Origin of the sequence: Paenibacillus qinlingensis, from assembly GCF_031455095.1 — a bacterium.
GTDB lineage: Bacteria > Bacillota > Bacilli > Paenibacillales > NBRC-103111 > Paenibacillus_E > Paenibacillus_E qinlingensis_A.
In genome coordinates this window covers 15,030-33,017 of sequence record NZ_JAVDSB010000032.1, presented here as the reverse complement: position 1 = coordinate 33,017, position 17,988 = coordinate 15,030, and the positions used below count along the sequence as shown (strand labels likewise).

General features: G+C 45.7%; 19 protein-coding genes. 14 read left to right on the top strand and 5 right to left on the bottom strand.

Annotated elements, in window-relative coordinates; genetic code table 11:
• Positions 1-108: 108 nt before the first annotated feature.
• Positions 109-618, bottom strand: coding sequence for an NUDIX hydrolase (locus J2736_RS33615; protein ID WP_310502879.1), 510 nt, complete (start codon positions 616-618; stop codon positions 109-111).
• A gap of 197 nt (positions 619-815) precedes the next feature.
• Here J2736_RS33615 and J2736_RS33610 point away from each other — a divergent pair, with 197 nt between their 5' ends.
• The 5 genes from J2736_RS33610 (at position 816) to J2736_RS33590 (ending at position 5,936) form a co-directional block, all read left to right on the top strand.
• Positions 816-1,268, top strand: coding sequence for an ACT domain-containing protein (locus tag J2736_RS33610; RefSeq protein WP_310502878.1), 453 nt, complete (start codon positions 816-818; stop codon positions 1,266-1,268).
• A 29-nt stretch (positions 1,269-1,297) separates the two neighbouring features.
• Positions 1,298-2,584, top strand: coding sequence for a homoserine dehydrogenase (locus J2736_RS33605; RefSeq protein ID WP_310502877.1), 1,287 nt, complete (start codon positions 1,298-1,300; stop codon positions 2,582-2,584).
• 53 nt (positions 2,585-2,637) lie between these two features.
• Positions 2,638-3,615: a homoserine kinase gene (gene thrB, locus J2736_RS33600; RefSeq protein WP_310502876.1), complete on the top strand. Its 978-nt coding sequence runs from the start codon at positions 2,638-2,640 to the stop codon at positions 3,613-3,615.
• Positions 3,612-4,478: a prephenate dehydratase gene (pheA, locus tag J2736_RS33595; RefSeq protein WP_310502875.1), complete on the top strand. Its 867-nt coding sequence runs from the start codon at positions 3,612-3,614 to the stop codon at positions 4,476-4,478. Before thrB ends, pheA begins: the two co-directional genes overlap by 4 nt.
• A 189-nt stretch (positions 4,479-4,667) precedes the next feature.
• Positions 4,668-5,936: a LysM peptidoglycan-binding domain-containing protein gene (locus J2736_RS33590; RefSeq protein WP_310502874.1), complete on the top strand. Its 1,269-nt coding sequence runs from the start codon at positions 4,668-4,670 to the stop codon at positions 5,934-5,936.
• Positions 5,937-6,007: 71 nt separating this feature from the next.
• On the opposite strand, the gene sigW is transcribed toward J2736_RS33590, so the two are convergent.
• Together sigW and J2736_RS33580 are read right to left on the bottom strand one after the other, a co-directional pair.
• A complete protein-coding gene (gene sigW, locus J2736_RS33585; RefSeq protein WP_310502873.1) occupies positions 6,008-6,619 on the bottom strand; it encodes an RNA polymerase sigma factor SigW in 612 nt (203 codons plus the stop codon).
• 245 nt (positions 6,620-6,864) lie between these two features.
• Positions 6,865-7,062 carry a hypothetical protein gene (locus J2736_RS33580; RefSeq protein ID WP_310502872.1) on the bottom strand — a complete coding sequence of 66 codons (198 nt, stop codon included), beginning with the start codon at positions 7,060-7,062 and terminating at the stop codon, positions 6,865-6,867.
• A gap of 76 nt (positions 7,063-7,138) precedes the next feature.
• On the opposite strand from J2736_RS33580, the gene J2736_RS33575 reads away from it, so the two are divergent.
• The 8 genes from J2736_RS33575 to yajC all read left to right on the top strand — a co-directional run bounded on the left by J2736_RS33575 (position 7,139) and on the right by yajC (position 15,115).
• Positions 7,139-7,801, top strand: coding sequence for a BofC C-terminal domain-containing protein (locus tag J2736_RS33575; RefSeq protein ID WP_310502871.1), 663 nt, complete (start codon positions 7,139-7,141; stop codon positions 7,799-7,801).
• A 171-nt stretch (positions 7,802-7,972) separates the two neighbouring features.
• Complete coding sequence (gene ruvC, locus J2736_RS33570) at positions 7,973-8,476, top strand: crossover junction endodeoxyribonuclease RuvC (protein ID WP_310502870.1); 504 nt, start codon at positions 7,973-7,975, stop codon at positions 8,474-8,476.
• A complete protein-coding gene (ruvA, locus tag J2736_RS33565; RefSeq protein ID WP_310502869.1) occupies positions 8,473-9,102 on the top strand; it encodes a Holliday junction branch migration protein RuvA in 630 nt (209 codons plus the stop codon). Before ruvC ends, ruvA begins: the two co-directional genes overlap by 4 nt.
• A gap of 32 nt (positions 9,103-9,134) precedes the next feature.
• On the top strand, positions 9,135-10,142 hold the full coding sequence (gene ruvB, locus J2736_RS33560) for a Holliday junction branch migration DNA helicase RuvB (RefSeq protein WP_310502868.1): 1,008 nt from the start codon (positions 9,135-9,137) through the stop codon (positions 10,140-10,142).
• A 170-nt stretch (positions 10,143-10,312) separates the two neighbouring features.
• Positions 10,313-12,508 carry a SpoIID/LytB domain-containing protein gene (locus J2736_RS33555; protein WP_310502867.1) on the top strand — a complete coding sequence of 732 codons (2,196 nt, stop codon included), beginning with the start codon at positions 10,313-10,315 and terminating at the stop codon, positions 12,506-12,508.
• A 9-nt stretch (positions 12,509-12,517) separates the two neighbouring features.
• On the top strand, positions 12,518-13,597 hold the full coding sequence (gene queA, locus J2736_RS33550; RefSeq protein WP_310502866.1) for a tRNA preQ1(34) S-adenosylmethionine ribosyltransferase-isomerase QueA: 1,080 nt from the start codon (positions 12,518-12,520) through the stop codon (positions 13,595-13,597).
• Positions 13,598-13,645: 48 nt separating this feature from the next.
• Entirely contained in the window at positions 13,646-14,785 is a 1,140-nt protein-coding gene (tgt, locus tag J2736_RS33545) for a tRNA guanosine(34) transglycosylase Tgt (RefSeq protein WP_057311648.1), read from the top strand.
• 15 nt (positions 14,786-14,800) lie between these two features.
• Positions 14,801-15,115, top strand: a complete 315-nt coding sequence (yajC, locus tag J2736_RS33540) for a preprotein translocase subunit YajC (RefSeq protein WP_310502865.1) — start codon at positions 14,801-14,803, stop codon at positions 15,113-15,115.
• 59 nt (positions 15,116-15,174) lie between these two features.
• Here the strand turns inward: yajC and J2736_RS33535 are convergent, their stop codons facing one another.
• A complete protein-coding gene (locus J2736_RS33535) occupies positions 15,175-16,014 on the bottom strand; it encodes a phosphatase PAP2 family protein (protein ID WP_310502864.1) in 840 nt (279 codons plus the stop codon).
• Between the two features lie 97 nt (positions 16,015-16,111).
• Positions 16,112-16,492, bottom strand: a complete 381-nt coding sequence (locus J2736_RS33530; protein WP_310502863.1) for a TIGR04086 family membrane protein — start codon at positions 16,490-16,492, stop codon at positions 16,112-16,114.
• A gap of 111 nt (positions 16,493-16,603) precedes the next feature.
• Here J2736_RS33530 and J2736_RS33525 point away from each other — a divergent pair, with 111 nt between their 5' ends.
• On the top strand, positions 16,604-17,932 hold the full coding sequence (locus J2736_RS33525; protein ID WP_310502862.1) for an ArsB/NhaD family transporter: 1,329 nt from the start codon (positions 16,604-16,606) through the stop codon (positions 17,930-17,932).
• Positions 17,933-17,988 lie beyond the last annotated feature (56 nt).

The window sequence follows — 17,988 nt, the reverse complement described above, 5'->3', positions numbered from 1 at the left end:
AATCTCTTTGTGCAATCTCTTTGTGCAATCTCTTTGTGCAATCTCTTTGTGCAATCTCTTTGTGCAATCTCTTTGTGCAATCTCTTTGTGCAATCTCTTTGTGCAATCCTAGATTTGCATCGGATCCAGTAAAGGATTCCAATGAATAGTTGGAGCGTCGGTCTCCGAATGAATCCCCGCTGAGCCAATCCATGGATGAGATGTTGGGCCTACGCTGAAATAATGTTCGAGCAAACAGCGAAAAATATATGGCATCGGACGGTCTAAAACAGATGCTTTGGGAATCCAATGCAGGTCACCTTCAGACGTAATGATACGTGGATCTACATCGGTATTGCCAATGTAGAAGAACTGTTGGCGTATTTCTTGGCCATTGAGCCGAAGCAAGACATATTGAAGGCGTAAGTCATGAATTTCGTCCTGCTCAATGCCTGTTTCTTCCCATATTTCACGAAAGCAAGCTGTTCTTGGTTGGTTGATTTCATGCGGTTCGAGGTGACCGCCAATCGCTGCCCATAAGCCAGGAGAGAGCGTGCGCGTTAGTGCTCGCTTCATCATAAGGAGCTCGTCATGTTTGTTCCATAATAGTGCAGTAGACATCATACGTAATGTAATCATGGAGAGTTCCCCTCACGTTGTTGGTTCCATTTCAGCTTATCATAGAAAGGGAAGGAGCTGCAAAGGCGAATGCTTGGATGCATTTTGCCTATTGCTTCACGGGGCATGTTTCGATATAATGTCCTCTATAGGGAAACATTAGTCTTTTTGGAGAGGACGGTAGTTAGGTGCCGGAGAGCAAAGAGTTCCTTCCAACCATGAAGCACATCGGACCTGAGCGGTACTACTTAGTCCGCGAGGATATTCTTCCAGAAGGTGTTCTTAAGACAGCACAGGCCAAAGAGTTACTTGCTAGAGGAGAAGTGAAGACAATTCACGATGCCGTAGAGCAAGTTGGGCTGAGCAGAAGCGCCTTCTATAAGTATAAAGATGGTATTCATCCGCTCAGTAAGCTAGAACGCGAGCGAATTATTACGATTTCAATGGATTTAGAGCATAAGGCCGGGATATTATCCCGTGTACTCGCACTTATCGCTAATCTGGATGGCAATGTATTAACCATTCACCAAACGATTCCATTACAAGGCATGGCGAACGTCGTTATATCACTTGAAATTTCATCCATGGGTGAAGAGATCCGAGAAATTGTGGATCGCCTAGGAGCACAAGATGGAGTTAAGCGTGCCATGGTCATCGGTCAAGGCAGTTAAAGATAGCATATAATTCAGGAGGTAATGAAATGAAGCCCATCAAGGTTGGTTTACTAGGATTAGGTACTGTAGGAACAGGTGTAGTACGTATTGTTGAAGGACATCAAGAGGATTTGCAACGTCAAACAGGTTCAGTGATTGAAATTGCAAAAATCCTTGTACAAGATAAATCCAAGCATCGTAACATCTCTGTGGATGCAGATAAGCTAACAGAGAATGTGTGGGATGTAATTGGCGATAGTGACATTGATATCGTTGTTGAAGTCATGGGTGGCGTTGAAGCAACGAAAGCCCACATTCTAACAGCACTTGGAAATGGTAAGCACATCATTACGGCCAATAAGGATCTTATGGCGATGCATGGTGCTGAGATTTTGGCGAAAGCGGCTGAGAATAATTGCGACGTCTTTTATGAAGCAAGCGTAGCAGGCGGTATTCCAATTATTCGTGCGCTTGTAGAAGGCTTCTCTTCTGATCGTATCACGAAAATTATGGGTATTGTGAACGGCACAACGAACTATATTTTGACGAAAATGAGTCAAGAAGGCGCGGCGTATGCGGATGTGCTGAAGGAAGCACAGGAATTGGGCTACGCGGAAGCGGACCCGACATCCGATGTTGAAGGCTTGGATGCTGCTCGTAAAATGACGATCCTATCGACACTTGGTTTTCACGCGAACGTTGCATTGAGTGATGTTGAAGCGAAGGGGATTTCCAAGGTAACGAAGGAAGATATCCTATACGGGAAGAAATTAGGCTACGAAGTGAAGCTGTTGGGTATCGCTGAGAATCATGATGGCCATATTTCGGTTAGCGTTCAACCGACAATGGTTAAAAATTCACATCCACTAGCATCCGTAAACGGTGTCTTCAATGCCGTATACGTAACTGGTGAAGCCGTTGGTGAAACGATGTTCTATGGCGCAGGTGCTGGCGAGCTTCCAACTGCAACATCCGTAGTAGCGGATCTAGTAGCCGTTGTACGTAATTTGAAATTAGGTATTAATGGTCGTACGGTACAAGCACCTTACAAAGAGAAGAAGCTCAAAACCGACGAACAAATCGCGTCCAAAAACTTCATCTTGCTTCATGTTGAGGATAAAGCAGGGGTACTTGCGCAAATTACACAAATTTTTGCTGAACATGAAGTTAGCTTGGAGTCCGTCTTCCAACATCCGAATACATCCAATCCTAAGGCTGAAATCATCATTATTACTCATGATGCGAACCAAGCTAGCATGAAGAATGTGTTGAATCAATTCAAATCGATGGATGTCATTCATGCGATTAAGAGCGTGTATCGAGTAGAAGGATAAGCTGTTGGACGGCGTATCCGTATATTTTGAGTGAAAAGAGGCGCAATTTCGAAATGAGCTACAAGACAGAACAAAAGGTACGGGTGAAAGTACCGGCAAGCACGGCGAATCTGGGTCCCGGCTTTGACTCTCTGGGGATGGCCTTGAACTTATATGCTTGGATTGATATGGCGATCTCTGATCAGACGAGAATACAATTAATTGGCGATCAGATGAGTGGCATTCCTACGGATAAATCGAATTTAATCTATAAGGTTGCTCAAATGGTTTTTGATAATGCAGGCGTTTCACATCCTGAGCTTGAGATTACCATGTATAGTGAGATTCCACTTACGCGTGGGTTAGGAAGCAGTGCTTCGGCAATTGTAGGCGCACTTGCAGGAGCGAATGCGCTTATAGGGAATAAGTTCTCAACCTATGAGCTCTTTCAAATCGCATCGCGTCTGGAGAAGCACCCTGATAACGTGGGCGCCAGCATTTACGGCGGGATCGTCGTTGCGTTCTGGGACGAAGTAAAGGCAGAATCGATCCGCATTGAGCCCGATCACAATCTGGAGGTGCTGGTGGCGATACCAGCCTTCCAGCTATCGACTGAAAAGGCGAGAGGTGTGATGCCGCAGCATGTATCGATGAAGGATGCGGTGTTCAACCTTAGCCACTCCTCGTTGCTCGTTGCTGCGCTCAGCACGGGGAACCTCGGCATGATCCGTCATGCGATGAAAGATCGCTTGCATCAGCCCTACCGCGCGACACTCATCCCTGGCATGAAGACATTATTGGATGAATGCGAAGATCATGGCGCGCTTGGTGTTGCTTTGAGCGGAGCGGGACCGACGATGCTAGCGCTGGTTGATGGGCGCAATGAGAAGAAAACGGAGCTAGAAGCGTTCCTTCAGGGCACATTGGCTAAGGAAGGCATTGAAGCCCAACTGCTATGGCTAAAGCCAAGCCAAGACGGTGTGACGACAACCGAACTTCAAAGCGGTGATGAGGGGCTTCTTTCTCTAGTGGAAAAGGAAGTGCTTGCATGAAACGAGTGGCTATACTTGGACCCAGTACCTTCTCAGAGGAGGCTACGCGTCATTTTCTAGGCGAGAATTTTACGTATGTATCGTATAAGTTGATTTCAGAGGTATTTAATGCAACGGCTTCTGGAGAAACGGATCTGAGTGTGATTCCTATTGAGAATACATTGGAGGGTTCTGTACACTTACACGTAGATTGGCTTGTTCATGAAGTTGACTTGCCGATCCGAGCGGAATGGGTATTCCCGATTGATATGAATTTAATTGGGTATCCGAATCCGGATATGAACGTTGATCCTTCGAATCCTTACCGACACATTCGCAAAGTGTTGTCTCATCAAGTTGTTCCTGCCCAGTGCAATCAATTTATGAAGCAATATTTGCGTGAGGCCGAATTCGAACAAGTGAGCTCTACGGCTGAGGGAGTTCGTATTGTATCTGCGCTTCAGGATCCAACCGTAGCTGCAATCGGGACGGCTATCGCCTCGGAGAATTATAACGTGCCCATGCTGCAACGTGAAATTCAAGATCATAAGGATAATATGACACGCTTCTTACTCGTTGGTAAAGAGGCATCGGAGTTGAAGTCCTCGGAGATCATTAAGACGACAATCCTTGTCACCTTACCAGACGATTATCCTGGTGGTTTACATCAGGTGCTGTCTGCATTTGCTTGGCGGAGAATCAACCTTTCGAAGATTGAATCGAAGCCGACGAAAAAGAAGCTTGGCATATACTATTTCTATATCGATATCGTTGGTACGATGGACTCTGTTCTTTTACCTTCAGCTATTCAAGAGATCGAAGCGATTGGATGTCAGGTCCGAATTCTGGGTTGTTATCCAAGCTATTCGTATATAAGTTCATAAGACAAATCCCTTGCGTTTAGGACGCCAGGGATTTTTTTTGTGCGACAGGGGCAAAAGCCTAGGAACGTGCATAAACTGTAATATCATGAGTGTGAATAAGCGAATGCTGACGCGGCCAAGTTACTGCGATTGGAAGAGAGACGCGAAGGAGATGCTTACGAAACCAGTTTTTCTTAAGGAGGTAGGGTTTTGAAAATCCATATTGTCAAAAAAGGCGATACCCTGTACGAGCTAGCAAAAAAATACCACACCACCCTAGACCAGATTATTGCGCTTAATCCGCAAATCGCGGATCCGAATCAGATTGATGTTGGGATGAAAGTGAAGATTCCATCATCCGTTAAGCCAGCTGATCCACCTGCATCTGATTTTGTTTATAAACATGTTGTCCAGCAGGGTGACAGTCTATGGAAGCTTGGGAAAGCTTGGGATGTGCCATTGCAAGCGATGATTAAAGCGAATGCGCACCTGAAGAATCCAAATGTACTTATGACGGGTGATATTGTTTTTGTTCCTAAAATGCAGCATGGACATACGCATAGTAATCAGCATGGCATGCATCATCATACTTCCAAGCTATCTACAGAGCCGTTTACACCGACACCGATGCCTGTGATGCCGCCAACAGATGCCTATGTCCAGCCTGTGATCCCGAGCCCGCAAGAGCCTGTTGTTGAAGCTCCACCGTTGTCTCTGGGTGAAACGGTACCGGCTGTGCCACAAATGCCTCAACAAGTACCGATGACGTCTCCGGTTATTCCAGCCCCTGTCATGGAAGAACATGAGCTACATGAGCCTTATGGGCAAGCGGTACATCCGTTTCAACAATTTCACATCACCGCTACAGAGGTTTTCGCTTATCCTGAACAGCAGCAACATGAGGCAATGACGTACCCGTCGGCCTATTCGCCTTTTCAGGAAGAGCCTTGTGAGCCGCTTCCAACGATGGTAGCCCCCGTGACCGTCGTCGATGAAGGCTGTGGGTGCGGTGGCCCAGCAATGAATGAGCAACAGTGGATGAATTATCCAGCCCATCTCGGCAATATGCCTATGGGTAATCCTTGGGACACGATGCCACAAGAGATGCAAGCTATACCAGCTTTCTATCCGCCACCGATGCCGTATGATCACCCTATGGCACAGCACTATGCCCATCAGCACAATCCGTATGGTATCCCGTATGCAGGAGCAGGACTGCACGAACCTTTTGAAGAGTCCTCCTTATTGCCCCAAGTTCATACCCATGAACTGAAAAAGGTAACGGATACTGTAGCAGAAGTGGATATTACGATTCGTGACAAGCAAAAGGCGGATAAACCTAAGTCGAGCGGGCATCGCTCAGCACGAAAAGTAAGGTTATCAGGAGCATCGGCTTTGAGCGCATTCTTGCAGCAACAACAAGGAGCTACAGAGAAGCGTGAAGTGAGCAAACCGAATAGTCCATGGATTAACTTCTAAAGTACAATAACAAAAAGCCTCAAATCGCGATGTTCATCGTGATTTGAGGCTTTTTGTATCGGGAAGGGCTCTTAAGCGATCATGCCCAATGTGAAAAACGTCATTAAACCAATTACGAAATTCATTCCCCATTTTTTGCGAAGAAGTTCACGCCCCCGATGTAACCGTGTTTTCACTGTCGTAATCGGCAGGTTCATTCGTTCACTAATTTCTTGAAGGGAAAGCTCCTCGAGATAGTACAGGGTGATGATACCTTTATATTTGTCCGCCAATTTATTAATGGATGCGTGCATATGCTCTTGAATTTCGGTTTGAAGCACAGCGTGTTCCGGCGATTGATCTTGGCTGGCCAGTTTACTGTAGTAACTGTAATCATCATCAAAATCATTTAGTTCCGCATCAAGGGATTGTACAGGCCTTTTTTTGCGAAGTAAATCAATGGCAACATTTTTTCCGATCCGATAAATCCAAGTTGAGAAATTCTGGCTTTCATCAAAGTGGTTTAGATTCAAGTAGACCCGGATAAAGGTTTCTTGGACAATATCCTCGGAATCAGGACGGTTATGCAGCATCCGAAACGCTAGCTTTTGTATTTTACTACGGTAGAGCTCGACTAACTCCACGAAAGCGTTGCGATCGCCCCGTCTGGATAATTGAATTAATTGAAGTTCTGCCACATTCATGATGTTTCCCTCCTTAGAGTTGTCGTTTAGAGAAAAGGTGAAGACCAGTCTCATTTGCTTATTTCATATATATCGTCATTCGTGTATGCCTATGAGAGTTTTTCATCTATCTTTGACTATATCATTTCTGTGGCTACAGTCAAATTCAAATGAGAGGAATAGTCCGATTATAACCATTTGTTACCGAATTCATGTAAGTTTCGTGACACTTCATAGGGATCTTTGACGAAGTCAAAGTCTCTCTGCTAGGAGTGGGGACTCGGATTGGACTGGGAGATCGAAGTGGTATTTGTACCAGAAGGAGCTGGTCCGATCTTATTAATTTCGTTCCATAACGCTACGCTTCCCCAGAATAGGACGACACCTATAATCAGGAGAGTTGTTCGTTTAATTGGTTTTCTTTCGTTCATGGTAAGTTCACCATCCGTCTTGATTGGTTTCATTCTCTTCTATGGTAAATGATGTATAGGGCTTCTTGCAAATGGAAACAATACGAAAAAACAAGAAGAAGGGGATAACGTGAACGTATACCGGTTCTTGAAGCAATTAAAGAAGAGACTACGCTGGAAGCGCAGTTGGTTGACCTTAGGGATGTTCGTTCTGGTTGTTGCGATTACCTGGATTGTAACGGGTCATCTAGAGCAGTCAAACTCGCGTGTAGCCACCCGAGCAACCATTGCTGGTCTAGCGCCGGAGGATGATGCACGTCTTCAGGAGGCGACCAAATTGTTGCAAGCCATTTCGGATCGCAGAGAAAGCTATTTGCTCAAGTCCTACGTCTGTGGAGAAGAACGCAGTCCATTGGGTTCGCATACGTCACAAGAATTACTCGCGCTTCAGAAACAACATCCTAGTTGGCTGCTAAGCATCAAAGACTCTGGTGAGGTCGTCTTTACAGATAACATTGATGATCTGTCACCAACCTGCAAAGAAAAAGCCGTATTTGGAATTGATGGCAGCAGTAACTTGTCGTTATTCAACGGTACACCTGCAAATAATCAAATTATTCGAACCTTTTTTCAGCTCAATATTCAGCAGTTAGAAAGCAGTTTGCCAACCGATACGGTTGCTCAGCTGCATGAGGGAATCCGGGTCACTGATATAGAGGAGTATAATAGCGTATTATCTACATTCAGCGATTATGCCATGGAAGTTACAGAAGGTGCCATGTCGCGTCCCTAGTTCCAACAATACCATAGATAAAATCGAAGAGATAGCTTCGGGAAATCCCGAGCCTATCTCTTTTTTTGTTAAAATGTAGAACTCCAATCTGGCCGTTGTAGCTGTTTATTATGTCTGCTATAATGAAATGACTACATATGTTCGCTTTTTTTTAGATGGGAGAGAAATGTTTTGCGTATTCTAGGAATTGATCCAGGGATCGCGATCGTAGGCTTTGGCTTTATTGATAAAATCGGCAGTAAGCTAATTCCGGTACAATATGGTTCGATTCAAACGGAAGCACACACGGATCCTGGTATCCGATTGAAGGATGTCTATGATGCTACAGTGCAATTGATAGAGAAATATAAACCTGATGTGATGTCTATTGAAAAATTATTTTTTAATAGAAACGTAACGACGGCATTCACCGTTGGCCAGGCGCGAGGTGTGATGATACTTGCTGGTGTCCAGGCCGGGTTGCCGATTGCTGAATATACACCGCTTCAAGTAAAGCAAGCCGTTGTAGGATATGGGAATGCAGAGAAGAAGCAAGTGCAGGAGATGGTCAAGATTCTGCTGAAGCTGTCACAAGTGCCGAAGCCAGATGATGTCGCTGATGCGCTCGCTATCGCTATTTGTCATGCCCATTCCTCTTCACTTCAATCTATGATAAATGAGGTCAGGAAACGATGATAGATTTCTTACGAGGTAAGGTTGCAGCGCGTGAAAGTGATTATGCGGTTCTCGATGTTAACGGGGTTGGTTATCGTGTGTTCTGTCCGAATCCTTATGCACTTTCCCACATGGACAATGAGGATGTCACCATGTTCATTCATTACCATGTAAGGGAAGACGCGCATCTCCTATTCGGTTTCATGACACGTGATGAGCAGTCCTTATTCCGCTTATTGCTGGATGTGAGCGGTATTGGTCCCAAAGTAGCACTGGGTATTCTAGCTGCTGGTGGCAGGCCTGAAGCGGTCATTCTGGCGATCAGCCAAGAAAATCTGGCGTTTCTAACGAAACTTCCTGGCATTGGGAAGAAAACGGCTCAACGGATTATTTTAGACTTGAAAGATAAGCTGGGATCTGTAAGCTTCTCAAGTCCAGAAGCAGCTGTCGCCCTTAGTGTTGTCGGATCCGCACAATTAACGGAAGGCGGGCTGCCATGGAGCGAAGCCAAGGAAGCCTTAATGACACTTGGCTATACAGAAGCAGAAGTCGATCGAGCTTGGTTGCAGGTGAAGCCAAAAGCTGGACCATCGGATTCCGTTGATGTGCTAGTGAAGCTTGCTTTGCAAGCCTTATTTACCATGTAAGCAAGGGATCGTGTGAAAGAAGGAGGGACACCATGGACAATGACCGAATCATATCGGCTAATTTTATGATGGAAGACAATGTGGTCGAGTATAGTCTACGTCCGCGTTTTTTGGCCGAATACATCGGACAGAAGCAGGCCAAGGAGAACCTCAAGATCTACATTGAAGCTGCGAAGCTGCGGAAAGAAGCTTTAGATCATGTACTTCTCTATGGGCCGCCTGGACTTGGCAAAACCACACTATCCAACATTATCGCCAATGAACTTGGCGTGAATATCCGTACAACCTCCGGGCCAGCCATTGAGCGGCCTGGAGATCTTGCTGCCATCCTGACGAATCTGCAGGAGGGAGATGTGCTCTTCATCGATGAGATTCACCGTCTCCACCGAACGGTGGAAGAGGTGCTGTACCCTGCGATGGAGGACTTTGCCCTTGATATTATTATCGGCAAGGGGCCAAGCGCACGCTCTGTGCGTCTCGACCTGCCGCCATTTACCTTGATCGGCGCCACGACACGCGTGGGGCTGCTCTCTGCACCTCTGCGCGACCGTTTCGGGGTCGTTAGTCGCTTGGAGTTTTATACCGTCGATGAGCTCAGCTACATCGTCAGCCGGACTGCCGACATCTTGCAGGTCGGCATCGTGGGTGAGGCAGCCCGCGAGATCGGCATGCGGTCGCGTGGAACTCCGCGTATTGCCAACCGTTTGCTGAAGCGGGTTCGCGATTTTGCACAGGTAAGAGGCGATGGCGTGATTACGATGGCGCTCGCGCAAGAATCATTGCGCCTGCTGCAGGTTGATGATCTGGGTCTTGATGAAATCGATCATAAAATGCTGCGCGCGATTATTCAGAGCTTCCAGGGGGGCCCTGTAGGGCTTGAAACGATCGCCGCAACGATTGGTGAGGAAAGCCAAACAATTGAGGATGTATACGAGCCTTACTTGCTCCAAATCGGCTTTATGCAGCGCACCCCAAGAGGTCGGATCGTGACGCCGCAAGCCTATCACCATCTCGGTTTACCCGTTCCGGAGCAACGGTAAATCGTACTTAATTCCTCTATAGGTGTATGGACAATTGTAAGCTTTTGCCGCTGCTGGAAGGGCGGGCATTAGCTTTTTTTGTCATTTTTTCTGCGAACGATCAAAACTTCTGTCTCTTGCTAGAGTCTACATTACTAGATGAACGGAGAAAGAAAGGATACGATACCTGTATGTTTGGAAGACGAAAGATGATTTATGCAAAGCATATTGCCCTCATAACTACAGCAGCTGTAACGTTTTCAGCCATCTCTTACGGAGGATCTGAAGCCAATGCGGCGGGAGCTAAGCATCTGGATCAGATTCGTGTTGCCCTTGTCATTAATGCTAGCAACTATAAAAAGATAGAGCCGCTAGTTTCACTTTCCTCTCCTGGTGGATTTGATATTGGTGTTCGTAATTCAGCGAGTGCAGAGGCAAAGCCATGGGCTTCAATCTCGGATACGTCCATTCGGATATCATTGGATCAGTACAGTACGATAATGCTGGAAACGTCTGATTTCACTGCTGCCAAAGCACTGAATGCTAAACTGAACGTTATGCCAGAAGAAAGCTATGTGTTAAGTCGTACGAAGTTGGGTAAAACGATATACCAAGTTTTCTACGGAAACTTGCCTACGAAAGCTGAAGCAGATGCTGCTGCGACTCAAGCATTAAAGGATACCACGGTAGCCGCCTTGATGAAAAATGCGGTTCCTGCCGTCAGTGGTCCTCTCCACTTGAGTGCGGGGACATTTGCTACAGAGGCTGCGGCGCAGCAGCAAATCGCGTTGTACACCCAGGCAGGCCTAGCGGCTGATCTGGTCTTACAAGCGGATAGCGCTGGCACGGTTGGCTATAGTGTTTGGTTAGGCAACGAAGCAACAGATGCCAATTTGGAGGCTGTGAAGCAAGCAGCGCTCAAAGCTGTCCCTAGCGTGCCTCTCCAAAAGGCGAACACGAATGCCCCTTACTTAATTCGCAGGTCGGATGTAACGGTCTCAACCTCTCCGACATCTTCCGTAGCTCATTATGTGACAGGAGCAGGTGAACAGAAAACAATCCTACATCCGAAGAAGATGGGGATCGCAGTGAAAGAGCGTATGGATCGCAGCTTTCGAGGTGATATGGAGTTAAGCATGTATCATGATCGATTAGCTTTGATCAATGTAGTTCCGATGGAACAGTACTTATATGGGGTTATGGGTGCTGAACTTAACTCACAATGGCCAACAGAAGCGTTGAAGGCTCAAGCTGTGGCAGCCCGTACCTTTGCCATTTATCAAGGAAATAAATATGAGATTGCACAGGTGACGGATACCACACAAGACCAGGCCTATTATGGATTGGATAAAGAATTTACAGCAGGCAACCAAGCTGTCGATGCTACGAAGGATGAAGTGATTTCTGATAAGCGAGGCTTGATTTCACCTGTATTTGCGTCCAATGCGGGAGGGGTAACCGCAGATCCTACGGAAGCATGGGGCAATGCAGTGGACTACCTTCGAAGTGTACCTAGCCCGGATGAAGGAGCCGAACAGGGGAAGGCCATCTGGTATCAAATTCAACTGACAGACGGCAGCATAGGCTTTGTACATAGCATGTATCTCAAGGACACTGGACAGAAGGATAAATCTGGTAAGGCGATTTTTGAATCTACGGAGAAAGACGTTAATGTGCGACAATCACCTTATGTTGATAATAGTGCGAACCCTGCCATTGCGAAATTGGCTCTTAAAGAGAAAGTGTCTATTCTTGGGCAGGAGAAAGAATCGAACGCTTATTCCTGGATACGAGGTCCGTATACATTAAGTGAAATGAAAAGTAAACTTGAAGCGGCAAAGATATCGATTAAAGGCGAATTAACTTCTCTGGAAGTGTCTAAAAGGGGTCCATCTGGCCGAGCTATCGAGATAAAAGCGAATGGTGTTGTCGTCAATGTGAAGAATCCAGATGCAATTCGAACGGTACTTGGCGGATTGCCTAGTACGCTGTTTGAAATAGAAGGTGCAGGCAGTTATACTGGTACTAGCCCGAATGTTCCAAGTATTTCGATTTTGAGCGGTTCGGGGGTAGTCTCGCATACAGCGGACAGCTTTTATGTGCTAGCTGGCAATCAGTCTGGGCCAACTGCAGTGAAGAAACAGGATGCTATGATGATTAGCAGCTCAGGCGTTAGCAAGCTCGCACCGACAGGGCCGGCGACTCCGGGAATGCCATCCAAGGGATCGATTACCTTGCAAGGCAACCAAATACTTTTCCGAGGAACCGGGTTTGGTCATGGTGTAGGTATGTCGCAATGGGGCGCAAAAGGTTTTGCGGAAAAGGGCTACGATTACAAAAAAATACTTCAGACTTACTTTACTGGGGTCAACATAACGAAGGAATGAATCTATCTGATGGAAGTACAAGATTTCGATTTTGAATTACCCGAATCATTAATCGCCCAGACGCCGCTGCTACAACGCACGGCGTCTAGGTTGCTTACGCTGAACAAAGAAACAGGAGAAACCGCTCATCGCACATTCGAAGATCTAATTGATTACTTAGAAGCCGGGGATTTACTCGTGATGAATGATACACGAGTCATTCCAGCGCGGCTTTTTGGTATGAAGAAAGATACTGGCGCGAAAGTGGAATTATTATTGTTGAAGCCGCTTGGCGAAGATCGTTGGGAGGCCTTGGTCAAGCCAGGCAAACGTATGCAGCTTGGTGCTGTTGCTGTTTTTGGCACGACGGCTGATGAGAGCAGTGAACCTCTTTTGACGGCAGAAGTCGTAGAGGTAGGCGATATGGGAGCCCGTATACTGCAATTCCGTTACACTGGAATTTTCAATGAGATCCTTGATCGGTTAGGCGAGATGCCGCTCCCACCCTATATCAAGGAGCAGTTATCTGAACGGGAACGCTATCAAACCGTCTATGCGAAGCATGAAGGCTCATCCGCCGCGCCAACGGCTGGCTTGCATTTTACAGAGGACTATTTGGAGAGACTCAAGGATAAAGGTATTCGTCTAGCTTTTGTGACGCTACATGTAGGCCTGGGTACTTTTCGCCCCGTATCTGTGGACAAGATTGAAGAACATCAAATGCATGCCGAGTATTACATTTTGTCCGAAGAAACAGCCTCACTGATTAATGAAACCAAATTAGCGGGCAAACGCGTCATTGCTGTCGGAACAACATCGGCACGGACGTTGGAGACGGCGGCTGGTTTAGCACGTGAGCAGCTTGGTCACCAAGCAGGCGAGCCATTACTCATTCAACCTTCACAAGGATGGACGTCGATTTTCATCTATCCTGGCTACTCATTTGGTGTCGTTGATGTGTTGTTGACGAATTTTCACCTCCCGAAATCTACGCTGCTCATGCTAATTAGTGCACTAGCCGGGAAGTCAAATGTCATGCGCGCATATGAAGAAGCTGTGAAAGCGGAGTATCGTTTTTTCAGTTTTGGCGATGCAATGTTAATTTATTAAGAAGTTCAGATGAACGATAGAGCAAGCTTAGAATAGGAAGTGGATATCATGACAGCAGCAGTAACTTATGAACCGATTAAAACTTGTAAACAATCCGGCGCCCGCTTAGGCCGCGTACATACGCCACATGGCGTTATTGAAACGCCAGCGTTTATGCCAGTAGGCACGCAAGCCACTGTGAAAACGATGAGCCCGGAAGAATTGAAAACGATGGACGCTCAAATCATTTTAAGTAATACGTACCACCTGTTCATTCGTCCTGGACATGAGATTGTGAAAGAAGCAGGCGGACTGCATAAGTTCATGAACTGGGATCGTCCCATATTGACGGACAGCGGGGGCTTTCAAGTATTTAGCCTTAGCAATATGCGTAAAATTACGGAAGAAGGCGTCACATTCAAATCGCATTTGAATGGGGATAAGTTATTCCTTTCTCCTGAGAAAGCGATGGAAATTCAGAATGCACTTGGTTCTGACATTATGATGGCCTTCGACGAATGTCCACCGTTCCCTGCGGAATACGAATACGTGAAAAAATCACTAGAGCGTACGACGCGGTGGGCAGAACGCTGTCTGCAAAGCCATGCTAGACCCCAGGATCAAGGCTTGTTTGCCATCATTCAAGGCGGCATGCATGAGGATCTTCGTAAGCTAAGCGCGGAGCAGTTGACTTCCATGGATTTCCCGGGGTATGCTATTGGTGGACTGAGTGTTGGAGAACCTAAGCATTTGATGTATGAAGTGCTAGATTACACAACACCGCTTATGCCTGCGAACAAGCCGCGTTATTTGATGGGGGTTGGCTCGCCAGACGCATTAATTGAAGGCGCTATCCGAGGCATTGATATGTTTGATTGCGTGTTACCTACGCGGATTGCTAGAAATGGGACTTGTATGACAAGTTCAGGACGTCTTGTTATTCGTAATGCCAAATACGCGACAGATTTCGGCCCGCTAGATGCCAAATGTTCCTGTTATACGTGCACAAACTATAGTCGTGCCTACATTCGACATCTGATCAAAGCAGATGAAACGTTCGGTATTCGCTTGACGACGATTCATAACCTTCACTTTCTACTACAGCTCATGCGTGAAGTAAGAGAAGCCATTAAGGAAGATCGATTACTCGATTTCCGCGATACTTTCTTTGCCGCTTACGGGCTGAATGATAATGAAAGAGGATTTTAAGAGAGGAGGAGACCTATGTTTCTATTGGCTGACGATGCTTCAAGCACTGGTGCAGTAGGATATTTGTATACATACGGGCCTTTAGTGCTCATGTTCGTAGTACTGTACTTCTTACTTATTCGTCCACAGCAAAAAAGACAGAAAACACGTAGTCAAATGCTCGGAGGATTGAAAAAAGGGGATAAAGTAGTAACCATTGGCGGACTTCATGGCACAATTGTAGAAATTACGGATGACATTTGCGTACTTCGCGTCAACGATGCAACGAAGATGACATTTGATCGCTCCGCAGTTAATGCGGTTTCACAAACGCCTGCTGCTAAGGAATAAGAAAATTAAAAAAGCGAGGTCCTATAATAGGCTCTCGCTTTTTGTTTTCTTATACAGTTTTAATATTCGTTATTCTTAACACGGCGCTTGAGGAGTGCGCGCTCACCAAGGATGAGACGACCTTCGGCAATACGAAGACCCATTCTAGCAGCTACGACACCAAGTACAACGCCGGCACACATATCCGATAACCAGTGGATACCTAGATAGAAGATTGTGAAAATAATAAAGGCTGCGGAGCAAGGAACGAAAATCTTCCAAAACTTGTTTTGGCTTTTTACAGCGATGACGGCCATCGAAATAGAAATGGAAGTGTGTAAGCTTGGGAAGCAATTGTCGAGACCTGATAACGGTCTGTAGTCTTGCTCAAACGTTGGGAAAACATCTAGAATAAGAAGATCTACTTTGGGATGGAAAAACCATACTTCGTTCACTGGAAAAAAGAGATAAAACGGAATGGCAATCATATAATTGAACATGAGTGCATAGCAAACCGCATAGAAAAGCTTATGATTCTTCTGGTACGTATAAAGCGCGATGGAAGTAATCATGATGGAGGGGAAAATGATTACATAGAAATAACTGCTGATCACGGTTAGAACATCATTGTGGAAGAAGTTCTGAATCGATGCTACAAAGTCGCCTTCAATGCCGTAGATAGACTTTGTAAAATCAGCTTTGTATTGCATGCCTTTTTCAATCGCCATTTCCATCTTGTTAAACATTAATATCATAAGCAACGCGATGAAATGAAGAAGGTATTTGCGTGAAGTGAATATCTCTTGAACAAAGGAGCTCGCAATGGTGTATGGACTCTTTCGCGTTGCGATAATTACAAAAGCGAAGATTGTTAGTACAATATAAACTGTCGCATGCGTCATAGATTGAAAAGGGCTCATGTTGTATCCCCCCTATATTTTGGAAGTTTTGTGCGGCAATAACTATGACATTATACCACATTCAACAGGGGGGAAGTGCAATCTTCACGGAAAAGACTTATTTCTGAGTATTTACACCAAGTATGCCACCGAGCGCCCCAGCTGCGAATAAAATGCCAAGTAATTGAAGGGATTGAAGATTCAACCCTGCGTCAAAAGCCAGAAAACCGACCAAGAAAATAAGAATGAAATAAAAGATGCCGACCATGCCCCCGTGGTACCAGCCGCGGTTTCCTGCTCGCTTCCCTGAAACCCATCCTCCAATAAATAAGGAGACCGCATGGATGATTGTTGTGAGTGTGTGCAAGGAGCTTTCTTGCGTGCTTGTTAATAGCAAAAACAGGGAGGTCACAATGGTTCCGATGGTCATCATCGTGAAAGAATAGACAAGTCCTGAAAATAATGGCGATGTTATTCGAATGGGACTGACCGTTTTCATAGGGTTCACAGGCATCATTCCTTTCCTATATTCGAACGCTTCATTAACATCATTGTATGGGCAAGTACATAGAATTAGTACAAACTATCGTTCAAAGGAGTGTGATTATTTATGACTGAATTCTCTCAAGGTCCGGCTATGTGGCAAGCCCTAGCGGTATTGCTTATTTTTGCAGCTGCATACGTTTGTATATTGATAGAAAAGTGGGATCGCATGTATACCGCGTTAGGTGGAGCCTGTTTGATGCTGATTTTGGGTATTGTCCCCCTAGATCAAGCGCTATCCAACTATGCGAACTGGTCCATCATCATTTATCTCGTGAGCCTATTTATTCTATCGACTCTTTTTCAGAAAACGGGGATTCCTTCTTATATCGTGAGTTCGATCGTACGGAAATACCGCATGCGCGCGTTAACACTTATTATCTGCCTATCCCTTCTAGCAGCACTCATCTCGGCACTTTTGGACAGTCTAATGGCTGTCGTGGTCATCGTTCCCTTTATCATTATCGCGTCTAGAAAAATGAGATTAGTTCCGGCTCCATTTCTAATCGCCATGCTATTATCTGTACATATCGGCGGCGCGGCAACGATCATGGGCAATCTTCCTAGCCGGATGCTAGGAGCCTCGGGACATGTCTCAGCAGGGCAGATGTTCCTCAAGATATTTCCGCTAATCTGCTTGCTGTTAGCTGTTGTTTATTTCATTATGTGGCTCATCTATCGCAAGCGCTTGATTGCTGCTGAAGCTCATATGCGAGAACTGCTCAGCTTGAAGCCAAGTTCGTATGTATCAACAAATCGCATCTTTGTATGGGGAAGCAGTCTAATAACGGGCGTGACTTTGCTTGTCTTGTGCCTCCATGGTGTACTAGCTTGGAGCCCAGCATATATTGCAGCTTGTGGAGCGATTGCCGCGCTCGCATTCAATTACAAAGATATCGTTGAAACGATAAAAAACAAAAACTTTGTGGCGGTCTGGCATCAAGTAATAGAAACGCAATGGCTCTTTTTCTTAGGATTATTCATTATGGTTGGTGGCTTAACATACGCAGGCTTTTCGGGGTTCATTGCAAGCAGGGGACTTGAGTTAAGTCAAGGAAGTATCCCATTTTTGACGGTATTGTTGCTATGGTTAAATAGCTTCGGAGCGGCGATGATGGATAATATCCCGTTCATTGCAGCAATGATTCCGATTGTGGATCATATGGAGAAGCTCGTAGACGTATCCACGCAGCCTATCTGGTGGGCATTGATCGTAGGGAGCGGAATCGGAAGTGGCGTGACGCTAATCAGCTCAATCGCAAGCTTATACGCAGCATCATTTACCTATCATGATGGTGTTAAGTTAAAACAGAGCGAATATGTCGTCGTAGCGGCGCCCATTTGTTTCGTTCTACTGTTGATTTCTACAGTATATTTCAAATTATTCTTGTTGTAATTGCCAACAATTGAATACGTAATATCTGCATGATGAAGTGCATGGGCGGTCAGAAT